This is a genomic window from Acidaminobacter sp., from assembly GCF_030247605.1.
Classification (GTDB): domain Bacteria; phylum Bacillota; class Clostridia; order Peptostreptococcales; family Acidaminobacteraceae; genus Acidaminobacter.
Window position 1 is genome coordinate 73722 of record NZ_JAOTSB010000007.1, and the last position, 22301, is coordinate 96022.

At 49.5% G+C, this 22301-nt stretch carries 25 protein-coding genes; 2 read left to right on the forward strand and 23 right to left on the reverse strand.

The annotated features are described in order from the left end of the window. Nucleotides 1-21 precede the first annotated feature (21 nt). The 17 genes from flgL to OEL90_RS05430 form a co-directional block, all read right to left on the reverse strand. Nucleotides 22-936, reverse strand: coding sequence for a flagellar hook-associated protein FlgL (gene flgL / locus OEL90_RS05350; protein ID WP_291400966.1), 915 nt, complete (start codon nucleotides 934-936; stop codon nucleotides 22-24). 14 nt (nucleotides 937-950) lie between these two features. Continuing rightward, nucleotides 951-2510 carry a flagellar hook-associated protein FlgK gene (gene flgK / locus OEL90_RS05355; RefSeq protein ID WP_291400964.1) on the reverse strand — a complete coding sequence of 520 codons (1560 nt, stop codon included), beginning with the start codon at nucleotides 2508-2510 and terminating at the stop codon, nucleotides 951-953. Between the two features lie 38 nt (nucleotides 2511-2548). Further along, nucleotides 2549-2953 (reverse strand): hypothetical protein, encoded by a 405-nt coding sequence (locus OEL90_RS05360; RefSeq protein WP_291400963.1) that lies wholly within the window; start codon nucleotides 2951-2953, stop codon nucleotides 2549-2551. Further along, complete coding sequence (locus OEL90_RS05365) at nucleotides 2950-3246, reverse strand: flagellar biosynthesis anti-sigma factor FlgM (protein ID WP_291400961.1); 297 nt, start codon at nucleotides 3244-3246, stop codon at nucleotides 2950-2952. The genes OEL90_RS05360 and OEL90_RS05365 overlap by 4 nt, the downstream gene beginning before the upstream one ends. Before the next feature lie 158 nt (nucleotides 3247-3404). Next, the gene (gene fliN / locus OEL90_RS15160) at nucleotides 3405-3893 is read right to left on the reverse strand and encodes a flagellar motor switch protein FliN (protein ID WP_330583712.1); all 489 of its coding nucleotides are present in this window, start codon (nucleotides 3891-3893) and stop codon (nucleotides 3405-3407) included. Continuing rightward, the gene (gene fliM / locus OEL90_RS05375; protein ID WP_291400959.1) at nucleotides 3886-4875 is read right to left on the reverse strand and encodes a flagellar motor switch protein FliM; all 990 of its coding nucleotides are present in this window, start codon (nucleotides 4873-4875) and stop codon (nucleotides 3886-3888) included. The genes fliN and fliM overlap by 8 nt, the downstream gene beginning before the upstream one ends. A 257-nt stretch (nucleotides 4876-5132) precedes the next feature. After that, the gene (locus OEL90_RS05380; RefSeq protein ID WP_291400957.1) at nucleotides 5133-6122 is read right to left on the reverse strand and encodes an alpha/beta hydrolase; all 990 of its coding nucleotides are present in this window, start codon (nucleotides 6120-6122) and stop codon (nucleotides 5133-5135) included. An 18-nt stretch (nucleotides 6123-6140) separates the two neighbouring features. Next, nucleotides 6141-7094 (reverse strand): aldo/keto reductase, encoded by a 954-nt coding sequence (locus tag OEL90_RS05385; RefSeq protein ID WP_291400955.1) that lies wholly within the window; start codon nucleotides 7092-7094, stop codon nucleotides 6141-6143. Nucleotides 7095-7172: 78 nt separating this feature from the next. After that, nucleotides 7173-7934, reverse strand: coding sequence for an HpcH/HpaI aldolase family protein (locus OEL90_RS05390; RefSeq protein WP_291400953.1), 762 nt, complete (start codon nucleotides 7932-7934; stop codon nucleotides 7173-7175). Nucleotides 7935-8053: 119 nt separating this feature from the next. Further along, on the reverse strand, nucleotides 8054-8635 hold the full coding sequence (locus OEL90_RS05395) for an HDIG domain-containing metalloprotein (RefSeq protein ID WP_291400951.1): 582 nt from the start codon (nucleotides 8633-8635) through the stop codon (nucleotides 8054-8056). 51 nt (nucleotides 8636-8686) lie between these two features. Beyond that, the gene (locus OEL90_RS05400; protein WP_291400949.1) at nucleotides 8687-9007 is read right to left on the reverse strand and encodes a barstar family protein; all 321 of its coding nucleotides are present in this window, start codon (nucleotides 9005-9007) and stop codon (nucleotides 8687-8689) included. A 19-nt stretch (nucleotides 9008-9026) separates the two neighbouring features. Further along, entirely contained in the window at nucleotides 9027-9584 is a 558-nt protein-coding gene (locus OEL90_RS05405) for a ribonuclease domain-containing protein (RefSeq protein ID WP_291400947.1), read from the reverse strand. A gap of 79 nt (nucleotides 9585-9663) precedes the next feature. Then, nucleotides 9664-10305 carry a lactate utilization protein gene (locus OEL90_RS05410; protein WP_291400945.1) on the reverse strand — a complete coding sequence of 214 codons (642 nt, stop codon included), beginning with the start codon at nucleotides 10303-10305 and terminating at the stop codon, nucleotides 9664-9666. A 28-nt stretch (nucleotides 10306-10333) separates the two neighbouring features. Next, entirely contained in the window at nucleotides 10334-11185 is an 852-nt protein-coding gene (locus tag OEL90_RS05415) for a DUF4438 domain-containing protein (protein ID WP_291400944.1), read from the reverse strand. A gap of 429 nt (nucleotides 11186-11614) precedes the next feature. Beyond that, complete coding sequence (locus OEL90_RS05420; protein WP_291400943.1) at nucleotides 11615-12538, reverse strand: response regulator; 924 nt, start codon at nucleotides 12536-12538, stop codon at nucleotides 11615-11617. A gap of 3 nt (nucleotides 12539-12541) precedes the next feature. Continuing rightward, a complete protein-coding gene (locus tag OEL90_RS05425) occupies nucleotides 12542-13798 on the reverse strand; it encodes an ATP-binding protein (protein WP_291400942.1) in 1257 nt (418 codons plus the stop codon). Between the two features lie 83 nt (nucleotides 13799-13881). Then, on the reverse strand, nucleotides 13882-14607 hold the full coding sequence (locus OEL90_RS05430) for an alpha/beta hydrolase (RefSeq protein ID WP_291400941.1): 726 nt from the start codon (nucleotides 14605-14607) through the stop codon (nucleotides 13882-13884). A gap of 255 nt (nucleotides 14608-14862) precedes the next feature. Between OEL90_RS05430 and OEL90_RS05435 the strand changes: the two genes are divergently transcribed. After that, nucleotides 14863-16038 carry an O-antigen ligase family protein gene (locus tag OEL90_RS05435; protein ID WP_300687402.1) on the forward strand — a complete coding sequence of 392 codons (1176 nt, stop codon included), beginning with the start codon at nucleotides 14863-14865 and terminating at the stop codon, nucleotides 16036-16038. Nucleotides 16039-16223: 185 nt separating this feature from the next. Beyond that, nucleotides 16224-17135, forward strand: coding sequence for a DMT family transporter (locus tag OEL90_RS05440; protein WP_291400202.1), 912 nt, complete (start codon nucleotides 16224-16226; stop codon nucleotides 17133-17135). A 65-nt stretch (nucleotides 17136-17200) separates the two neighbouring features. Here the strand turns inward: OEL90_RS05440 and lipB are convergent, their stop codons facing one another. The 6 genes from lipB to OEL90_RS05470 all read right to left on the reverse strand — a co-directional run bounded on the left by lipB (nucleotide 17201) and on the right by OEL90_RS05470 (nucleotide 22289). Next, nucleotides 17201-17899, reverse strand: a complete 699-nt coding sequence (gene lipB, locus OEL90_RS05445; RefSeq protein WP_291400200.1) for a lipoyl(octanoyl) transferase LipB — start codon at nucleotides 17897-17899, stop codon at nucleotides 17201-17203. A 14-nt stretch (nucleotides 17900-17913) separates the two neighbouring features. After that, entirely contained in the window at nucleotides 17914-18195 is a 282-nt protein-coding gene (locus OEL90_RS05450; protein ID WP_291400198.1) for a putative quinol monooxygenase, read from the reverse strand. Between the two features lie 228 nt (nucleotides 18196-18423). Then, nucleotides 18424-19215, reverse strand: coding sequence for a putative hydro-lyase (locus tag OEL90_RS05455; RefSeq protein WP_307730872.1), 792 nt, complete (start codon nucleotides 19213-19215; stop codon nucleotides 18424-18426). A 17-nt stretch (nucleotides 19216-19232) separates the two neighbouring features. Further along, the gene (locus OEL90_RS05460) at nucleotides 19233-20312 is read right to left on the reverse strand and encodes a biotin-dependent carboxyltransferase family protein (RefSeq protein ID WP_291400196.1); all 1080 of its coding nucleotides are present in this window, start codon (nucleotides 20310-20312) and stop codon (nucleotides 19233-19235) included. A 2-nt stretch (nucleotides 20313-20314) separates the two neighbouring features. Further along, nucleotides 20315-21031, reverse strand: coding sequence for a 5-oxoprolinase subunit PxpB (gene pxpB / locus OEL90_RS05465; protein ID WP_291400194.1), 717 nt, complete (start codon nucleotides 21029-21031; stop codon nucleotides 20315-20317). A 34-nt stretch (nucleotides 21032-21065) separates the two neighbouring features. Continuing rightward, nucleotides 21066-22289: an NRAMP family divalent metal transporter gene (locus tag OEL90_RS05470; protein WP_291400192.1), complete on the reverse strand. Its 1224-nt coding sequence runs from the start codon at nucleotides 22287-22289 to the stop codon at nucleotides 21066-21068. Nucleotides 22290-22301: the final 12 nt, after the last annotated feature.

Genomic DNA, 22301 nt, shown 5'->3' on the forward strand with positions numbered 1-22301 from the left:
GTTTTTATGCCTCCCTATGGGTTATAGATAGTCAAGCAGCGTCGGTTGAAGGATCTTAGCGCCTGTGGACAGCGATGCCTTATAGGTGTTTTCAAGCATAGCGAATTCCATGACCTTTTCAGCAAAGTCAATGTCTTCCGTTTTGGAGAGCAACTCCGTCAAACGCAGGGACTCCGAACTATTGAGCTCCATCATAGCCTCCAGACGGTTGGAGGTAGCGCCGTTGCTGGTTCTGAGACTGAGGAGGGTATCAATTTGCCCATCCAGCTGTTTTAGAATCTCGCCGCCTAGGTGCGAACGTTCCGGCGACACAGGATCCTTCAAACCTGTCACAAGTCGGTTCAGTGTACCTGCAAGGCTGGCAGGTGAGGCTGAATCCTCACTTCCCATTATTGATTTCCCGGTGATGTTCATCTTAATGGTGACTCCAGTGAGAATTTCTCGCTCAAGAACACCTTCATCCCCGTTAAATGTCAACAACCCGGAAGTCTGGTCCACCGAAAAAGGCGGGGTCGTGGTTTTCATGCCTCCAAAAATATATCGGCCATCAAAATTTGTATTCCCAATAGATGCGAGACCTTCAATGATCTGACCCACTTCTGCCTCAATAGCCTTGAATTCAGAGGCACCCATGGTGCCATTGGCTGCGGCGATAGTCAGCTCTCTGAGTCTGATCAGGCTGGTTCCCATCTGCCCTAAAGCGCCATCTGTGGTCTCAACCCAGCCATAAGCATCCTCCATGTTTCGGCGGTATTGTGTATTATTGCCAACGGCAGACTCAAGCATCATAGCTTTTGAAACCATGGCCGGCTGATCAGATGGCCTGGAATATAATTTGCCGGAAGCCAGCTGATTCTGGGCCTTTTGCATGTTTCTCATATTTCGTCGGAGGTGAATCAGAAAATCTTCTCCCATCATGCGGTTAGTGACTCTCATTATTCTTTTCCTCCCTATCTTCCCATGTTGATCAGGGTATCCAGCATGGTAACCAGCGTACTCATGACACGGGCATTGGCCTGATAGCCATTTTGAAACTTGATCAGCGCTGCGATTTCTTCATCTATAGATACCCCCATAACCGATTCCCGGCGTTGATGGAGCTGATTTAAAAGCGCTGTTTCATTGTCTTGCATGCTTCTGCTGTAGTTGGAAGAAACGCCCAGTTGTGTAACCAAAGCACGGTATCTGCCGTCTGCGGACTCTCCGTTTGATGCCGTGAAGCTCATCGTTTCCGGGTCATAGGTACTGAGTTCTGTGTTTAATCCCACGTTGCGCAGGGCCGCAACGGCCAGCGCTCTGGATCCATCCCCCGCAGGCCCGTCCAAATCCTTTCCGGCTTGAAGGCTCCAGGGATCATCTCTCAGTTCTTGGTTAACCCTGATATTATCTGCGCGAATCACTCCGCTGTCATCACCTGCAGTAAAGAATTCAGTGCCGGAATCCTCTCCGTAGACCTGATTGACCAGACCCGCTAATCCGGATGCCACTTCATCAAGCTGACGGGCGTAACCCGCCGTCTCATCCAACATGCTTTGAAGGCCTTGGATGCGTCCGATGCTGAATTCGACAGGACGATACTCCAAAAAATCACCTTGTGTTTCCCTTGATGTGACAACCGCTGATCCCACTTTCCATTCAGCACCCTCATATTCAGATGCTGGAATCATTAAAGTTCGAAGTTCGTTCGAGCTTCCGCCGGCTGCCAGAATTACAGAGACATAGGCCGGCTCGTCACCATCGGCAGGGATCATTTCTGTAGACTGCACTACACTGAAAACGTCATTGGCAGGTCTGCGAATCAATTCTATACCATTTGTTTTTAAGGAAATCCCACCATCCTGGTTTTCCTGTACCTCAAACGTCACAAACCCTGAGAGTTGATCCAGCATTAAATCCCGTTGGTCCATCAAGTCATTTGGCGCGATGCCTCTGTTGACGGATTCCATAATTTGCTCGTCAACGGCTTTCAACTGCTCCAGTCTGGTATTGACTTCAAAAACATTCTGTGAAATCTGGTTTAGAATATCAGATTCCAGCCCCTTAAGCTGAGAGGCAGTATGGTTGAATCGATCCGCCAACGTCACAGACTGTTCCAGTACTAACGTTCTGGAAGTAGTACTCTCCGGGGTCTTGCTCAGTTCCTGCCATGCGTTCCAGGTGTCTCTCATGGCGGCGCTGATGCCAGTACTGGATGGCTCTGAGAAAATGATTTCCAACTGGTCGTTGACCTCATTCTGAGAGGCAAAAGTTTCGTATCGGCTGGTTTCCAGTCTTACCTGTGTATCAATAAAGGCATCACGAATCCGCATAACACCCTCAGTTCTGACGCCGGTACTGATCTCTCCTATACCGGGAATCTGCTGGGGCACATTGGTCACCAGATTAACACGTTTTCTGGCGTAGCCCTCAGTCTGTGCATTGGCAATATTATTAGAGGCCGTGTTGACAGATTCCTGCATGGCGCGCATGCCACTATTGGCAATATTCATGGTGCTGTATATTCCTGACATGATCAAGCCCCTTTTCTGGCGGTTGTGAATCTTGCAACTTAAATGGATTTATCCAACCAGCCTGGCTGGTCGCTCAACGTCTGACGCTTTTCGCCTGATTCGGCATAAGTCGCCGGCACATCATTGTTTCTTATTGGAAGCAGGGCTTCCCTCAGAGCCGCTAAATAAGCTATAGACTGGCGGGCGAGCAACCCGTTGGTTTCCTGCAAAATACGAATCTGTTCCGCATACGTCCTTAACTCTTTTTTTACTTCTTTGTCCAAAGTTGACATTTGATTTGAATCCACCATTAACTGATTCAATGCTATGGTCAGGCGTGTTTTTTTTTCTACCAAAGGGTCTAACCGTTCATAATCCAATTGAGTCATACAGTCTTTTTCTTGTTCCATCACGTTCAAAAGTCCTTGAAGGCGTTCAACGAGCTGCATCTCGAAATTATTCATTCTTTCAATGACCTTTCCTGAAGAATTATATCCGCCAACCGACCCGCAAGACGGTCTACTGAAAAATCATACGTACCCGAACTCAACATATCTTTGATTTCAAGGGCACGCACTGAGATTTCTTCAACATCAGCACCGTCTTTTATCAATGCAGTGAGGGCCTTGGCGGCACCAGAAAGTTCTAATCCGTCTTTGCCTTGCAGAGTCGAACTTTCCGGTTTTGAAGCGATTTTCGATTCTGATTTACTTAAAGTCTTATAAGCCAGATGCACATTAGGTGTAGTTATTTTCATAGGAATCCCTCCTTATAGAGCACGAGCAAAGTTTTGCTGTTATCTATTATCGTCGAGTTTTTTCTTTTGTTAAGTGCTTTTCATTTTTATTTCTTCAAAACACGGATTGCACAAAAAAACCTCTTTCAAAATTGAAAAAGGTTTGATAGATCTTTGTATTATTTAAAATTTTCTACACGTTTCTGAACATCCAAAATATTTGTGATCCGTATACCAAAATTTTCATTAATCACAACCACTTCACCACGCGCAATCAGTTTGTCATTAACATAAACGTGAAGAGGCTCTTCAGCAAATTTATCAAGTTCCACAATGGATCCGCGGCTTAATGATAAAATCTCCTGAATGGTCTTTTTCGTCTTCCCCAAGACAACCGATACCTCCAGGGACACATCCATTATTAAATCGATATTGGATAGGCTGTTTTCTATTATGCCCGGTTCAAAGGATTCGTAAATAGGTTTTCGGATCCAAGGCGATGCATCTTCTGTTTTTGAAGATTGACCAACACCCAAGTTGCTGTCAGAAGCTGAAGCATCCTCCACCCGGGTCTGTTGCTCTTGAAATCCGCTGGAATCGGTTTCGTGATAATCCTTTTTTTCAAGCAACATGGTGATTTCCTCTTGGGTCAGTATCCTCTCATTCATGTTCAAGCCGCCTTTCTCTAATCTGCGATATTTTAACAGCGATTTTTTGTTTTCGCAATCCAAGATAACCCTTGAACTTCAGGCGATCTTCCACATAAACAGAAAGGGGTTCATCAATTCTATTATCAAGTATAACAACATCCCCAACACTTAGATTTACAAAATCCTTAATATAAAGCCTTGCTTTTCCCAGTTCAGCCACCACTTCCACATGGGCATCCTGTAAATTAGTTTGTATTTGCGCAGCATGGGCATCATCATCTGCAATAATATCATGTTGAAACCAGCTGTGAACGCTTAATTTATGAACCACCGACTCAATTGAAATGAAAGGAATGCAGAGGTTGATTTTCCCGTTTTTACCGGCAATTAATGTTTTTATTGAAATTATAGCCACTGATTCATTTGGCGCAATGGTTTGTTCCAAAGAAGGCAGTTTGTCGATCGCCTCAATTTCAGGATTGATGCTGACCACTTCATCCCAAGAAGTCTTCATAGTGCGTGTCAACGTTTCAACCACTTCATGCACGACGCAAAGCTCAATGTCTGTCAAGCCAACATTTTTTTCCATAATCTTTGCCATTCCACCACACAACAAATCCACCACTTGATAAGCAAACATAGGGTTAAGTTCCATAAAAATTTTTCCGGGACAACTCTTTAAATTTAAGGTGGTCAATACCGTTGGACTCCACAATGATTTCAAGTACTCTTCATATGTCCGCTGTTCGATGCTTTCAAAAATTAGAGATACCGAGGTTCTAAGCTGGCCTGACAAGTAGCTTGCGGAAACTCTCGCGTACTCCTCGTAAATCATTTGCAGCGTTGACATATGATCCTTGGAAAATTTATTTGGTCGCTTAAAATCATAAGTTTTGTATTTCGATTCATCCGCTGAAACATCAGCTTCGTTTTTCATACCACCCGTTTGGATGGCTTTGAGCAGAACATCGATATCTTTTTGGGTCAATAACTCCGCCAATTTTCCACCTCATCCAAACTTGCTTAGTTTCTCTGTGCCGACCATTTTAGTATAGCATGAACAAGGTAGACCATGAATATCTTTTTGCGACGTTGATATTTAATAATTCAAGCACGATATCCCCTGTTTTTTACCACTTATTAACAATTCGTGTCAACCTATGATTTTTGTCAAATCAATACCTGCAACCTTTGGAATCATGAAATATGATTGCGAATATCTTCTTCAGCCTCACCGACAGGAGGGATGGTAATTCGCTATTGCACCTCGACTTCTGTCGCGCTGACCTGCACCGGGTAACTTTCCCTGATGGCTGGCATAATCACCACTTTAACTTTGGTCTCTGGCTTCAAATCTTCAAGTGACAGCGGATTGCCTTGTCGGTCTAAAATACTTGCTCCAGGCATAAAATCCACCCAAGCTGTGTCAAAGAGATCATAGTCTATGGTTTCAATCAAAAGCCGGTTCCCTTCAACGGATTCAATAATGCCTTCAAACTCAAGGGTCGTTTCAGATTCCAGCACTGACAGCAAAGCCTCTCTTACAAACTGCTGTTGAGCTTCACCGGAAATCTCAGCCGTCAAGTCATCCTTCTGAGGACCATAACTTCCAAATTGGGCATGATTCCCGCCCGTTACCATGATCACTTTTGAATGCGCAGGCATCAGTGCTTGCCACTTTGAAATTTCATTACTATTTACCAGTCCGTCTCTGGTTGCGAAGAAAGCGAGCACCTCACCGCCGTAATCATTTAACGGCTTGCTGTCTTGAGGATAAGCCGCCATTAAGATCAGCGCAGAAATCAGATCCGGATGTTCATAGACAAAGTCTGCCGCCATAGCGCCACCCAGAGAATGACCCGCAAGCCACCAAGTGGTGATTTCTGGATGCTCATTTATGATCTTAAGGGCTGCATCCGGGTTAAAGACCGCCAGATTGAATGGCATGTCGGGCAAAAACAGGCTTATGCCATGATCCAGCAGGGGCAGAATCAAAGGGCCGTAAGCCTCCGCCTGTACCTTGCCGCCCTGGTAGAAGATCAGACCAACACCTGTCGGTTCGACGGGCTGCCAGTGGACGTAACCATCGGCAGACTGCTTTTGATTTTCGTAGCCCGCGTTGATCCCAAGGGCTTCCGGTGTTGGCTGTGAGCTTCCCGAAAGGTAAAGGCCTGCCGCAGCCACCGCGACCGCGAGCAGCGCCGCCAGGACCAATAATAAACGTCTGCCGGTTCGTGCGCGTCCCATAGGATCCTCCCTTTCAGATTACATCATTCGGATTGCGAAATGCGGGCAGGCTGAGATGCAGTAACCGCACTGGATACATTTTTCGGGATCAATCCAGGCCTTGCCGTCTTCCTCGAAGGAAATCGCGTCGCTGTGGCAGGCGTCAAAACAGGTGCCGCAGGCTTTGCAGACAAGTTTGAAGACAAAGATTTTTTTCTCCTGGAGTTCCAGCGGCACGTCCTTATAGGTTGGATCATTTTTGAAAAATTTGAGATTGTAGTTGACCTCGTCCATCCGGATCATGCCCAGGGCGACCGGATAATCTCCGAGACCGCGGGCGTAGGCCATGCTTCTTTCATATTCTGCGGACAGGGTGCCGCCGCCGAGGACTTTCATAAGGTAGACGCCTTTCCCATGGCTATGGCAAAGGGCAATGGCATCTTCCATTTCTTCCTGCGTGCCGTTGTAGATGCCTCGACCAGCGACGTTGATCAGGGCGAAGACCACATCAATGTCCTCTCTTAAAGCCGCTGCGGCGATCACCTTTGGATTATGGGTGGAGATGCCGGTCGCGCGGATTACGCCTTTTTTCTTATAATCTATCAAGCACTCCAGTGCCCCGCTTCTGAGTTCAAAGACATCCGTCTCGACCTTAGCCGCATGAAGGTGGAAAATGTCGATCCTACTGACGCCCATGGCTTCCAGGGCCTCGTGTATGGCTGCCTCCATGGCTTCATAAGTGCTAGCGCCTGATTTTGAAGCGATCACCGGCAACGTGTCTACTTTTTCCAGGGCTCTTTTGATGTGAGGATAGGTGCCGTACATTTGAGCTGTGTCTATGAAGTCGACCCCTTGTCGGAGGGCTTCCGCAATGATTTCGGACGCCTCTTCCACGGGTACGTTTTTCTGCAGCGGTCCAATAGGAAGAATACCGAGGCACAGCTCACCAACTTCGATGCCGCTGTTGCCAAGGGCCATGCGTTTGATCTGCATAGGTTAAACGCCTCCTCAACTAGTCTATCGTCTAATTGTGTCAATTGTTTAGTTTTTGTTTGTCACTGATCTGTTTAGTTAGCCACGGCATTTTTTGAGTTCTTGTGTACACTTCGCCGCGAACAAAGCGCTGTCCAGGGATATTGCCACATATTTGAAGCCCTGCTCAATCCGTTGTCTTGCAATTTCTCCGTTGCCAGCGATGGTTCCGCAGAGTTTGCCGTGGCGCCGGGTAATTTCAAGCGCCTTCTGAACTGCTGCCTCGACGCGCTCGTGGTTCACCTGTCCGGTGAGACCCAGGGATTGAGACATGTCGTAAGGTCCTACGAAGATGACGTCGATCTCCGGATTCTGACAAATTTCATCCAGATTTTCGAGGCATTCAATGTTCTCGCAGTGGATGACAATGAGGGTTTCCTCATTTGCCTTGGCGAAATATTGGTCCGGCTCTGTCATCCCATAGTTCGAAGACCTCATAAACGCCACACCGCGCCGCCCGACAGGATAGTACTTGGCGTTCCTGACAACAGCCGCCGCTGTCTCGGCGGTGTTGACCTGGGGCACTTGAATACCGTGTGCGCCAATGTCCAGAAAATGAAGGATGGTGCTTTCCATAGTGCTTGGCACCCTGACAATAGGCGTCAGGCCTCTGCGTTCAGCTGCCCGGATCAGGGTCAGAGCACTTTCCGGCCCCATGGGACCATGTTCACAGTCTATGATGGCAAAGTCAAAGCCCGCCAGACCCAATATTTCTATAACGTCCGGCGAATTCATGACGGCGAAAATCCCGACTGCCGCTTCTCCTTGCTTAAGTCGTGCCTTAAGTGTGTTGTGGAACATGTTTTGACATCCTCCTCTGACGCTCTGTTAAATGGACGCCTCCGAACCAATTGAAAGGAAGCGGTGACCCAGTACACTTGGATGACAGCAGGTTCGTGTTCAATTAGAAGTTTTAGGTTTTAGGCCTGCGCCATGCCTAGGCCAATCTCCTCAGCCACAGTTTTCATGCCTTCCAGCGTGTGCAGAATCACGTCGTCCAGCGTCCAGTTCATCATGACAGCGCCCTTTTCAATGACGTCTCTGGAGACGCCTGCCGCAAAGCTTGGGGTCTTGTATTTTTTCTTTATGGATTTGACCTCCATGTCCAGGACGCTCTTGGAGGGACGCATGAGGGCAGTGGCGTGGATCAAGCCTGTAAGCTCATCAATAGTGAACAGCACTTTTTCCATAGGATGCTCCGGGGCAATATCGACACACTGGCCATAACCATGGCTGGCAGCAGCGCGAATCAACCGCTCGTCGAAGCCGTGTTCTCTCATGATTTCCTGGGATTTGACACAGTGGGCCTCCGGATACTTTTCAAAATCCAGGTCGTGCAGCAGCCCGACAACGCCCCAGAATTCTACATCTTCTTCATTTAAGTGCTTAGCGAAATAACGCATGACCCCCTCCACTGCCATAGCATGTTTTTGGAGATAGGCGTCCTGATTATATTCTGTAAGTAGTGCCCAGGCTTCTTCCCGGGTTGGCATATGAGACATTCTGGTTTCCTCCTGCGAATCAACATTTTATTTATATTTAGTATCTTTTCTTTACAACATCACATTTTCAAAAAAATCCGACTCATGAGAAATCTCAAACCGGATCTTTGAGTTTTCCTGAATCGCGTCCGTAAAAACGGAAATCAGTTGAACCCCATAGGCCCCAAGACTTTGATACAGCGCCTCACTGTGGATCAGACGGATGATGAGCGGATCACTCCAGGTGCTGAGCAGATCCCAAAGCGCATCAAGATTATTGCCGTAATAGTCCGGAAAGTCGAATTGCTGCTTGAGATGCGCATGCGCCGTATCTCTCGACGTCATCAGCGCGCCATCCAAAACCACATGTTGAACCTCGTTTTCAGCATACATCCGGCAAACACTGCTCCTCTCAATAGAACTGGATAAAAGTCTCGTAGTGGTCATCCGTGTAGAAAATCAATCCGTCATTGGAATACACAAGTCGCTCAGCACCGCGGTAGCCGCCCTCGTAGCTGACGTCGCATTCATACCATCGGCGGCTATCCTGGTCAGGCAGGCGCCCCTCGCGGTTGCCAAAGTTGTCCCCGCCAATGCTCATTTCATCTGTGACGTCCCAAAGATTTCCCTTATTGCTTTCCCAGCCAAGATCTGCCGCTTTCCGCTTGGTGATAAAGTTTTCCGGCAGTTCATTGAAAAGGTGAAGGTAAGCCGCGACGTCCTCCGGCGCGGTATATCTGCCGCCTTCCTCAACATAGCTTTCAGCTTCTGCTAAAAGCGCTTCCAGTTCTGTCAGAGGCGCTGGCGTTTCTTCGACTGCTTCACCTTCGGTTTCTATTTCTGTTTCCGCCGGCTGCTCTACAGCTTCAGGGGCTTCACTCTCAGGCTCCGTAGTTAACGGTGCCCCGCCGCAGCCCGAAAGGACCAGCATAAACATCAGCAGCCATACAGCCAGCCAAGTCCATTTCATGCCGCGCAGTTTACTTAATTGTTCACTCAGAATAGTCACCTCATTTCAAAACTATAGAACCGACTAATCCGCTTCAAGGTTAGAATCCAAGTTCTTCTCCAACAATCAGCACTGTCATATCTGTCAGCGAAGGCTTCTTATTCAAAATAGTCGTCACATTGCAGATCCGGGTCGGACTGCTGCAATCCGTACAGACTCCCGTCTTTACACACGGATTCGGACGGTTCAGCCTTTTGTTGTTCAGCGGCGCCGCAATGGTCTTGATTCTGACTTCAGCTGCGTCGAGATTCTCCACCAGTTTGTTCACTCCTGCCACAATGATGACCTTCTTTGGTCCAAAGATCATAGCCGCAACACGGTTTCCAACCCCATCACGATTGACAATTTCACCCTTCATGGTAATGGCATTGGCACTGGTCAGAAAAACATCACAGGACAGCTGGCCATGTCTGTAGGCTGCGCTTTGCTCCGGTGTCAGACCTGGCTCATTGTGCCACAACACCGTATTGCCCCTGTCTTTCAGGAGCTCCGAAAGCCCAAGGGATTCAATAGTTTTAGAACCGCCTATGCCCACAACAGCACCTTCAGGGATCATGCTTAAAATCTGACGTACCGCTTCATGCCCGCCCGGCACGTAAGCCGCTTCAAAGCGATTGGATTTCAGCGCCTCAACCGCTGCTTCACCCATTTCCTCCGGTGTTTTCGTTATCATTTCAATCATGTCATTCGCCTCCTCACGGTCTTGATTACTAAATATAATCCTTCACATTGCATCGATCCCGGATCACGCCGCGAATCAATGGCTTTTTGCTGGTCATCAGGATCATTATACCCGGGCCATGACCCATTTTAACACAGTCGCTGTGAACGACAACACCGACGCTGACAGATCCCTTTAAATAGGCCCTTCCAAAAGTATTGTCGCAGTCCTGAAGCACGACAAAGTCTCCAAATCTGAGGGTATCAATGCCCAGTGTCCTGATGACCTCTTCATCCTGAGTCATGATGTCATAATCCCCGGTAAAGGCATGGGCTGAACCTATGCCGGAGCCCATCAGGTGTGCCGGTACAATAGCCGCCACCGGAAACTCAATGACGCCGCCTTCGGTTTTGAGATCCATGCGCTCGAGCAGTTCAGGATCCATATTCATGACGGTGACCTCAGGAAAATCCAGCAGTTTCAGTCCTTGTCCGCAGCCTTTGATCTGAATTTTATCGTCTATAGCGAGTTTCTCCATGGTCTCTTCTGAAAATTCGACAATGACGTGTTCAATCCCGCCGTGGGCGCCCAAAACGTAGCCGGTCTCCCCCTTCGCGTCCCCCGTCACGACTTTGGCCTGATTTCCCAGACAGGACAGCACCATCAGAGCATCATTTTCCGCTGTAATTTCATTGCGGATGGAGACGCTGGGTTCAATGTGATCCCCCGCCAGCCCAAAGGCCGGGTCCCCCACATGAATGCCATAAGTAATCGACCCTGTCGATGGCAAAATCATAGCCTCGCCATTCTGATTAATCCTAAAGGTCTTCGTATTGATGGGATGATGGATCTTCCCCATTACGGCCTGTGCAACGACGCTTTTTTTGTTGGTTTTAAGCATGCAGATCCTCCCTGGTTCGTCAGTTTGCCAGTGTCAGTGTCAGTATTGGATTCTGATTCCATTTTAAACAAAATTACCGTGAAAAAGAATAGGTCGGGATGAAATATATTCAAATGAGGAAGCGTTAATCAGGCATTATAATGGTTCGATTATGTGTTTTGAGGTGTGAAGAAATCAAATGACCATCGACAGAGACATTTGACACTTCATCGATACACAAATGAATCAGGGATCAAACCTCTTATTATTGAGAAATGATCCCTGTTTGATTTTTAATTTTTGATCAACTTCACCGTATGGATCTGATCATCTCAAGTGAAAATATAACCTTAACGACTTATTAATGTTATTGTCATATGCAAATCGCAGCTCTTAAATCAGATTGCACACAACCTAATTCACTTTCTCCATACACTGCCCTGACAACCCCTATCCTCCAAGCTTCGAAATAACCCCTTCCACAAATTTCTTTATGCTGACCTTCCCCCGCTCTTTGGTCAGTCCGTCAAGATATTTCATCTCCTGCCTGACCTGAGGGAAATCAAAAAGAAGGGTGCCGTATTCCGTAAACTTGGTGTTGTAAGGATCCTCCTGACCCAGCGCTGCCAAATTGGCCAGAGCCTTCTGAATGGTCCTGCGAATCCGCTGTTCAACTGCCCGGGTATTGACCGCGCTGCCTTCTGTTCCCAACTCTGCCTCAGCGATCTCCTTATAAATTTCCTGGAGTTGGTAGGTACCAGAGGCTGAAGACTGACTGATCCGCATGATGAGCCGCGTCAAGTCCTTGCAGCCGCTGTCGCCTACGATGCCTAAGTCAGAATAAATGGCTGTGAGCCTTGCGCTTGGATCCTGCGGCTGAGTTGCCGACTGGGCCTGAGCACGCCCCACAAACTGAAGGGCGTTCTGAATCAGGGACATGGAACGCTCGAGCTCGAGGTTGTGTGCTACGCCCCGGATGACGTTGATCACCTCGATCCGGTTGACGGGTTTCCCAATGAAGAAGACTATGCCGGCGGTGTAGGCTTTTGAGACCATCGGCTCATCCTCTACTTGAGAAATCATGATGAATTTGCCCTTATATCCCTGCCGCAGTGCGGCCTCCATCACGGCGACCCCATCCACGCCCGGGAGCAGATAGTCGATCAGCACCATGTCCGGGTGATAGAACGCAATCTCTTCCGCTGCATGGGTGCCGGAGGACAGATCTGCCACGACTCTGCCCAGCTGGTTTTTTTCGATGATCTGCCGGAGCATCACTCGAACGCTGGGATCGTCATCGATAATCATAAAGGTGTGGGGCACCTGGTTCTGGGCGCCCATCCCGGAAAACAACTCGTTTTGCGATTGCGACATGACCTATTCCTCCAGTGCCTGACGTGGGATCGTCAGAATAAATGCGGTGCCTTTACCCACTTCAGTTTCAATGTCAATGCGTCCGCCCAGTGTATCCAGCAAATTTTTCACATGGGAGAGCCCAATGCCCGTCGAGGCTGCCCCAGTCTCTTCGTTGTATTTCGTCGTGAAGCCAGGCGTAAAAAGCACCGGCAGCACGTAGTCCTCAATACCCTCACCTGTGTCCCGAACCATGAAACGCGCCACTTGTGCTTCCAAGTCGACATCCAGGGTCACCATAATGTCACCCTCTTTGCCGCAGGCGTCCATGGCGTTCACGATCAGGTTGTTGAGGATGGTGAACACGCTGTGATAGTGTTTGACCTGGATCGAGTTCCCTACCTCAAGCCTGAAAGTGATGGCACTGCCCATTTCCTCCAGAATCCGCCGGGCGTTGATCTCAATGATGGACGCAATGTCCTTCAGACTCATGGCCCCGTCCTTCTCGAAATTCTTGACCAGGCTCTCAAAACCCCGCAGCACCCGGTAGTAATCCTTCTTAATCTCGTGGACATCCCGGGCTATGGTCAGCGCCTCATCCCGCACGCCGGGATTGTCCTTGTGGGCCTCGTACAGGCCGTGACTGCGGCTCATGACGCTTTCGATCTCGCCCATGGACTTCTTCAGGTAAAACAATTCCGCCTGAATGTTGGCCATGACCGCGTTCAACTGGGCGTACCGCTTCTGGTGCTCCCGTTTCATAATCAGAAGCTCCTGGCTTCGGTACAGGAAGTAGACAAAATAGGCTAAAATACTGCGCGCTATGCCTATGCTCACAATAAGCACGCTCAGATTCACAATATTCGTTCCGCCTACAAGGGCTTCTATGAGGTTACAGGTTATGTCCACAACAGCCAGGGTTGCCATGGTCAAAAACGGCTGTTCTTTCCTGGACCTGAGGCGCAGCACCTTTGCCAGGATTCCAAAGGAAAGGTAGTACACGCCCGCAGGCAGGTTTTCTATGACCAAATCCAGAAACGGCAGTTCTGTCAGATACAGACGTATGGCAGTTCTGAGCACGACAATAGCGCCGGCGGATAAGGCAGCTGTCCCTATTTCAGAAGTATCCTCCCGTATAAGAAAAATCAGGCTCAGCGCCAAAACGCCCGCAGAAAACCTGAAGGTAGACTGAAACGGGTAGAAATAGATTTGGCCAAAGAAGGCAACGACCGCCATTAACAAGAGATAGGTTCTGAGCTTAGGTTTTCGGCTCGGGATCACGGCGAGGTCCTCCTTTGGCTCCTGATTTTGCATTTTCAAAATAAGCGGTTATTTAAGCTGCTTTATCACTTTTCTTCTGTTATTTACAAAATACACGAATCCTGAAGGAACTTCAATATTCGCAGGATGACTTGGCGGCTGGCTGGTCCATGGAGCAAGACATGGCCGGCCGGTTCGAAATATTCAAGGGTCACTTCAGGATTGGGATTAATGCTGCGAAGGCCTTTTTTGATCTGTTCTGCGCTTTTCCAGTGGACGGTGTCGTCATCCAGTCCCTGTAAAATGAGACTTGGGCAACTCAGCTGACCAAACCTGGACTTTGTCCTGATTTGAATGCGTTTAAACTCAAGCAGGGCTCTTAACGGGAATTTGACGGTACTTTTCATATAATAGCGCAAATGGTCAGCGCGGCTCCGCCTCCAGTCCTCTGTTAAATTGGCCATCACCCGCTTCAGATCCCAGTGTCTGACGGGAACGCTCATGAAGATGAGTGCCGCTGGTTTATAGTTCAGTGCGAGATGCACTGCGATCAGACCTCCCGTGGAAAACCCGGCCAGAACAATGTTGTCTGATTGTTTTCTGAGGGCCTTGTAGGCTTGCTCTGCGGCATTGATCCAGTCCTCATAGGAGTGGCGTCCCATCTCTCTTCGACTGCTTCCGGACAGACCGCGGATGGTCGGCGCTGCAACCAGACAGCCCTCGGCTCTGAGGGCTTCCGCCAAGGGTTCAACCTCCCAGGGGCCGCCGCCAAAGCCATGAAGGAGGAGAACGGCCGGCGCTTGTTGAGGTGATGCATTTTTGTGTGACATGCCAGACCGCTCCTTTCGATTTTTTCAGCTGTTACCATTCTACCACATTCCCCTCGAAATTCATCATCGCAGAACTCGCAGATCTGAAATTGACACAGTGATTTTGCCGAATTGAAGCCGGTGTCTGACACCAACTTCTTCTCATCATTTTCATCAGATTGCCGCGTCAACTGATTACAATTTGGCTATGCCACTTGATTCAGCCCACAGATGTGCTAGAATCTTGAAGGGAATTCATTTGACAGGAGATATGATATGGACCGTACTTGGATTGCACTTATATTATTCTCACCTTTTACAGCCTGGATCCCTGCCGTTGGCGCGGCCATGGCTGCCTACCGAAAGAAAATGACGATTTGGCTGACGCCAATGACCATCGGCATAGCACTTCTTTTTAATTGGGCTCTGTTGACCGGGATCTACAATCACTCCCTCAGGGAGATTCTGGTGTCCTTTGGCATCTTATTTTATCTGGGTTGGACCATTTTTCTGCAGAACAGCGTGACGCGTACCCACCAGGTTGAGGCGCTGCTGGAAAAAGTATGGCGGCTGGGGTTGATTGCGGCGGGGTTGGGACTGGTTGAGAAACTGCTGTCCTTCTTCATGGACCTGAGTTTCATCTCGGAAATTTTTTGGAGTCCTACTTACATACCAACGCGAACCGCCTACAGAATCTACAGCACTTTTGGCAATCCTAACGTTGCCGGGGACTGGTTCGCCGCGCTGTTCCTGATTGGACTTTTCTGGATCAGCCATTCCACCGGCGAAAAAAGAAAGACCTACATAACTGGAAGTCTTCTGTATCTGCTGGCGACACTGCTCACCGGGTCAAAAGGCGCTGTTCTGGGTCTGGAGCTCGGCCTGATTGCCTATGGCCTCTTCAGCGGCAGCCGACTGGGGCGTCTCAGTGCCTTACTATCCTCTGCGGGGCTTCTGATCCTGGCACTGGTCATGCCTGAGGTCAACCATTTGACCAACTCAAGATCCGCCCTATGGCTCGAAGCCATAAACCTGATTCAATTCAAACCTGTCTTTGGATGGGGACTCCTCGGATTTTTCAGACAGACTGGTGAGATCCACGCCCACAATCTCTGGCTCTCCGTGACGGTTATGCTGGGGGTCGGAGGCTTGATTGTCTCCTCAATCATTCTGTCACACAGCCTGCACCTGGCTTTCGTCCTGAAAAAAGCCGGCAATCACCTCGCACCGCTACTGACTGGACTGCTGGTGCTCATGCTGGGCCACAGTCTGTTCGACTTTACTGTCATGACACCTCAGGGCGGCATGCTGTTTTTCAGCATAGTTGGAATCATGAGTGCCTTAGCCCTCGAGCACGAATTCTATTACAGTGTGGATCCGGAATCTATGGCCAATTTGAAAGAGGACCTCAGATGGCAAATTGCCGGACACCCCACCAAACTGATTAAGTAAGCGTTGAATAAAGTTGTTCAAACTAAAAAGGTGTGGAAGCGGGGGCTGGAGCTTGAGCCTATTGACCCTGCTTTCGCACCTTCTTTCATCATCGTCAAAAAAAGTTGTAGGCAAATCCCAAAATCATTTCTATAATGGTAGAGGATGCTAATGCAGCCAATTCTTCTATAAAGGAGCACATCAACATGAATTTTCTGGGTGAATCCGCTGCCTTCGCGACGGCCATTTGCTGGACCCTGACCGGCATCAGCTTTGAACAGGCCGGCAAGCGCGTCGGTTCCTTTGCTGTCAATTTACTGAGGTTGATTATCGCCCTGCTGATGATGACCATCTTCAACTACATCACCCGAGGAACGCTGATCCCCATGGACGCAACCCCCATCACCTGGCTCTGGCTCTCCATCTCCGGGCTGATTGGCTTCGTTTTAGGCGACTTGTTCCTCTTCCAATCTTACCTCTTGATTGGCGTACGCGTCGCTATGGTCATCATGGCCAGCTCACCGATTTTCGCAGCGCTGATGGGCTTCGTCATTTTTGGAGAAAGACTGACGCTTCTGAGCTTCCTAGGCATGCTCATCACCCTTCTAGGGATTGCGCTGGTCGTTTTTTTAAGGAGCAAAGGACGCGAAGATCAGGAGACAAAGAAGCTGACCTCACTCCCCCTCAGAGGACTGTTCTATGCGTTTATTGGCGCTTTTGGACAGGCATCCGGGCTTATTCTCAGCAAGCTGGGCATGGGTGCGGATTACAGTCCCCTCGCCGCGACGCAGATTCGCCTGATGGCAGGTCTTGCGGGATTCCTGGTCTTGTACGCCATAGGCAACCGCTGGTCAGAAGCGAAAGTCGCGCTGAAGAATCCCGGAGCAATGGGGTTCATTACCATGGGCGCATTCTTTGGGCCTTTCATGGGTGTTTCCTTCTCGTTGATCGCCGTCCAGTTGACCAAAGCCGCCATAGCATCTACCATCATGGCACTGGTGCCCATCATGGTCATTCCGTTTTCCATCTATCTCTACAAGGAACGCGTCAGTTTTCGTGAAATCTTTGGCGCCGTTTTAACCGTCACTGGTGTGGCGGTGATGGTGTTTGGGCAGTGACCTTATAATGAGTAATAGCCAGCAGGCAAAATGCGCCTGCTAGCTATTATTTTTTTGAAAAAAATCTATGTGTTCTCAGTGCCGACTTTGAATTCGCCCGCTTCATAGCTGCAGTTTTTCACACCTTCATAACCAAACACCTTGCAGAAATAAGCCGCGACGAGCTCTGTCGTGCGCGCGTAGTCCTGAGTTTCTCCCGTCAGCATTTCCAGGGAGGTCACCCCCCGGTCCGCAATGCCGCAAGGGACAATCAGCTGAAAGTGCGACATGTTGGTATTGACGTTGAAGGCGAAGCCATGCATGGTGACGCCGCGTTTGACTGCGAGGCCAATCGCTGTAATTTTGCTGCCGTTCACCCAGACACCGGTATGGACGGGATCCTTGCCGGCTGGGATGTCGAACTCTTCCTTTAAGAGACGTATAAACAGCTGCTCCAGATTCTCAACAAAGGTTCGGATGCCTATGCCGCCGTGCTTGATGTCAAAGATAGGGTAACCTACAATCTGGCCGGGACCGTGATAGGTAACATCTCCGCCGCGTTCGATCTTGTGGATTTCGACGCCCTGTTCCCTGAGGTAGTCCTCGGCAAAGAGAATATGGCCATCCTCTGCGGATTTGCCCAGGGTGATGACCGGCGGGTGTTCGACGAGGATCAGCGTATCTTCAATCTCGCTCTTTTGACGTTTAGCCACCAGGTCGAGCTGAATCTGATAGGCGCTCAGGTAGTCACAGACGCCCAAATTTAGGATTTGTAGTGGTTTCAATGCTCTAACCTCCATTACGCCAGGTTGAGGATCATCAGATCTTTGTCTGTCCTCAGCTCACCCAATTGCGGAACGTACAATTTGAAATGCGGCGCCTGGAAGTGGGCTTCAAGATGCGCCTTGCTTTCCCAAGTCTCCACGAATACCAGCATATTTGGGTTTTTCTCATCTTCGAAAAGCGCGTAATCAATGCAGCCTTCTTCTTTGACGGTTTCTACTGTCATCTTGGCCGCAAGGGCTTTGAAGGCTTCTATATTTTCAGCTGGAACATGGTTTTTGGAAATGACTTTAATCATGTGTGTGCCTCCTCTGTAGACTCATTTAGGAGATATTATATCATTGAATAGGCTGTTAATGTGTAAACAATCTGGCATCATCCTCTTCGAATCAAAAAAACAAGCTGAAAGTCACCAGCGCGGTGAACTTTCAGCTTGTTTTAATTTTTTTGCAGAAGTCAGCTGCAGTGAGATGAATTCCCACCTGATCTTAATTTATTTAATTTTCGGCCGCTTCCCCATTACCGGCTAAAACGCCGCAAACTCGTGATCCTGAAGATCTGTTATGAACATATAGCCAGGGGCATGCGTCAGCATGATTGGCGGTTTGGACTGCATGGCTACTGCTTGAGGCGTGACGCCGCAGGCCCAAAAGACCGGAACTTCACCAGGCTTGATTTCAACGGCGTCGCCGAAGTCAGGCTTTGAAATGTCCTTGATCCCAATTTGCGCCGGATCGCCAATGTGTACCGGCGCGCCGTGGACCGCTGGAAAACGGGCTGTAATCTGCGCCGCTTTAACGACCTGGTGGTAAGGGATTGGGCGCATGCTGACGACCGTAGGCCCGGAAAAAACGCCTGCAGGACGGCACTGCATATTGGTAATGTACATAGGAACATTGCTGCCGGCCGCAATGTGGCGCACTTCAATGTTGGACTGCATGAGGGCGGCTTCGAAGCTGAAGCTGCACCCAAGGAGGAAGGCAACGAAATCGTCGCGCCATATACCGGACACATCCTCAAGTTCCTGAACATAAACGCCGTTTTCATAAACCCGGTATTTGGGAATATCACGGGCAATGTCGGAGCCCGGCGCGACTATGGCCATTTCGCGGCTGCCTACTTCTGTGACGTCAAGGATTGGACACGGTTTAGGATTCCGCTGGGCGAACAGCAGGAAGTCGTAGGCCAAATCTTTGGGCAGGACGACGAGATTGCCTTGTGCATAACCCGGGCAGAGACCTGCGGTTGGTTTGACAAACTCGCCGTTTCGGATCGCGAGCCGCATTTCTGCCGGGGTTGCGGTTTTAAGCGGTATCAAGATTTAACGCCTCCTTTTCATACTCTAACTTCTTCGACTTTCACATCATAAACGGCACCGGCGACGTTTAGCCGGAACAGACGTGTACTGATAATTTCGGCATTCATCGAGCTCAGTGAAACAACCGCGTCAATAGGCTGCGCCGCTGCCATCTCAGAAATCTCACTGTAAAAGTCTTCGCGGGCCTTCAGCAGCTCATGCGCTTCCTCCAGGGAGACCCTCTTGAAGCGAATCTGATCACCTGGTTTGGATTGGGCTAAAAGCGGCAGGTCTACGGAAATGACACCGGCAATTTTTGTGTATCCCCCAGTGGTCTGGCGGTCTGCCATCATAATGATGGGTTTGCCATGACCAGGGACCTGGACCGCACCAAAGGCAATGCCATCTGAAATTATGTCCCCGCCTTTGACATGTTCAATGGAAGGCCCCTCCAAGCGGTAGCCCATGCGGTCGCATTCATTGGTGACAGTATAAACACTGTCGAGAAAAGTCTGAAGTCCCGCGTTCGTAAAGGCATCATTCTGAGGACCCAGAACAATACGAACCGTTTTCGAAACCGAATAAACAGGTACAAGTTCAGCAGGAATTGCCAGCATCGCAGCAGGCCTCTCAGCCTCAGCACTGCCCACCGGCACCTGATCTCCCGCTTTCAGCGCCCGACCTTCAAATCCGCCCAGAGCGGCTTTAGTGTACGTAGAGCGGCTGTTCATAACCAATGGCGTATCAATGCCTCCGGCGACGGCCAAATAGCCTCTCAGCCCAGACTTCAGGCCTCCAAAGCTAAGGACATCCCCGGCTTGAACCTCCAGAGTCTGCCACATAGCCACAGGTGAACCGTTGATCTTAGGTCCCAGATCCGCACCGGTCAGGGCAACGCAGCCCTTAAATCCAATCTTGAGCTCAGGACCAAGCATCATCATTTCAAGTACAGCGTCTGACCTGTCATTGCCCACGAGAAGGTTCGCCGCTGCCGCCGCGAACTGGTCCATGGCGCCCGCTACAGGCACACCGAATTGCTGATAGCCATAGCGGCCAAGATCTTGAACCAGTGTCAGCATACCAGGCTTGATGACTTCAATAAATCGTCCTACTGACATCCCTACACCCTCCCCTCTGTGGTCCCACTGCGACCTTCGCGACTTAAGCGGTCAAAAGTTGCCTGGTCAATTGGGACAAAGCGGATGGATTCTCCCGCTTTCAACAAAATGGGTTCGTCGCTGAGGGGATCATATAGGGCCACGGGTGTGCGTCCAATAATCTGCCAGCCACCCGGACTGTCGATGGGATAAATCCCCGTCTGAGCGCCAGCGATGCCCACTGAGCCGCCGGCGATCTTGGTCCGCGGCGTTTCCAGCCGAGGCGTTGCGATGCGTTCATCCATACCACCCAAGTATGGGAAGCCCGGGGTAAAGCCGAGCATATAAATTCTGTAGGTTCCCGATGTGTGAATCTTAATTACCTCGTCCACCGTCAAACCGTTGTGTTTTGCCACATAGTCCAGGTCAGGGCCATAGTCTCCACCGTAGAGGGTTGGAATTTCAATGACCATCGGCTCAGGAAGCTCTATGTCATCCAGAGCGCCCAAGGTATCACGAACCTTCCCGCACAAAGCTTCATATCCAATGCGCAGCGGATCATAGTGAATCATAAGGGAACAGTAAGTGGGTGTCATTTCGACAATTCCATCCACTTTGACTTTTTCGAGGGCCAGCATCAACCCTCTGACCTTCGTGTTCAGCGCCTCGGAAATTTCGTTCCCAAAGCTGGCCACCAGGGCGAGATCGCCGGATGGCGCCAGTCGGAGCTCATTTTCCAAAAGCCCTCACCTCCATTCATTTAAACAGGTACAACTAACCAAACAGCGCGGTGATGCTCTTCAGTGCTGTAATTCCAGCATAACTTGCCACGACGACAATAACAATACCAAACACGATCATCCAAGTTGGGTGTTTGTAATCGCCCACGATATCCTTGCGTCTGGACGCCAGGAGAATGGTGCCGATGGTGATTGGAAGAATCAATCCGTTGAGAGAGCCCGCGAGGACGAGTAAGTTGGCAGGTTTACCGATCGTTGCCATAATCATGGTTGAAGCGACAATAAAGGCAATGATGAACTGTTTCTCATATTTCATGATAAACGGATTCAAAGTTTTGAGGAAGGAGACAGACGTATAAGCTGCACCTACGACAGAAGTAATCGCTGCACACCAAAGGACTACACCAAAGAATTTGTAGCCAATCATGCCTGCACCGTGCTGGAACGCAGAAGCTGCAGGGTTCGCTGCGTCAAGCTCAAGGCCTTTGCTGACAACGCCGAGAACCGCAAGGAACAGGAAGATCCGCATAATGGAAGCAATGACAATGCCAGTGACAGAACTGCGAGTGATCTGACCAAGATTCTCAACGCCAGTGACACCGGCATCAATCAGACGGTGACCGCCTGCAAAAGTTATGTAACCACCAACTGTACCGCCAAGGAGTGTAATAATTGGGAAAACCAATCCGCCTGGATTTTCAGGCGAGACGCTTCGGACAATAGCTTCACCAACCGGAGGCTGAGTTCTGAATGCCACATAAGCCACAATAGCAATCATAAGGCCGCCGAGGATTTTAACGAAGCGGTCAATGACCGATCCAGCGTCCTTGGAAAGAAAAATCGCGATGCCTAAAATACCGCTGATAATTGCGGCGACCGTGAGATCCATGCCGAACAAAACGTTAAGGCCAAGGGCTGCGCCACCGACGTTGCCTATGTTGAATGCCAGACCGCCCAATGCAACCAGGACGGCGACGAAAATGCCGAGTCCAGGCAGAACTTTATTCGCAATATCCTGTCCTCTTAAGCCAGAGACGCCTATAATTCTCCATACGTTCATCTGAGCGCCAATATCCAGAATAACAGAAATCAGAATGACGAACGCAAAGCTGGCACCGAAATCCTGCGTAAATTTCGCAGTTTGCGTCAGAAAGCCGGGACCAATTGCAGAAGTTGCCATGATGAATGCGGCGCCTAAAATAGCGCTGGAACTTCCAGATTTAATGACCTTTTTAGTTGTTGCTTTAACATCAGCCATGTGAATCCTCCC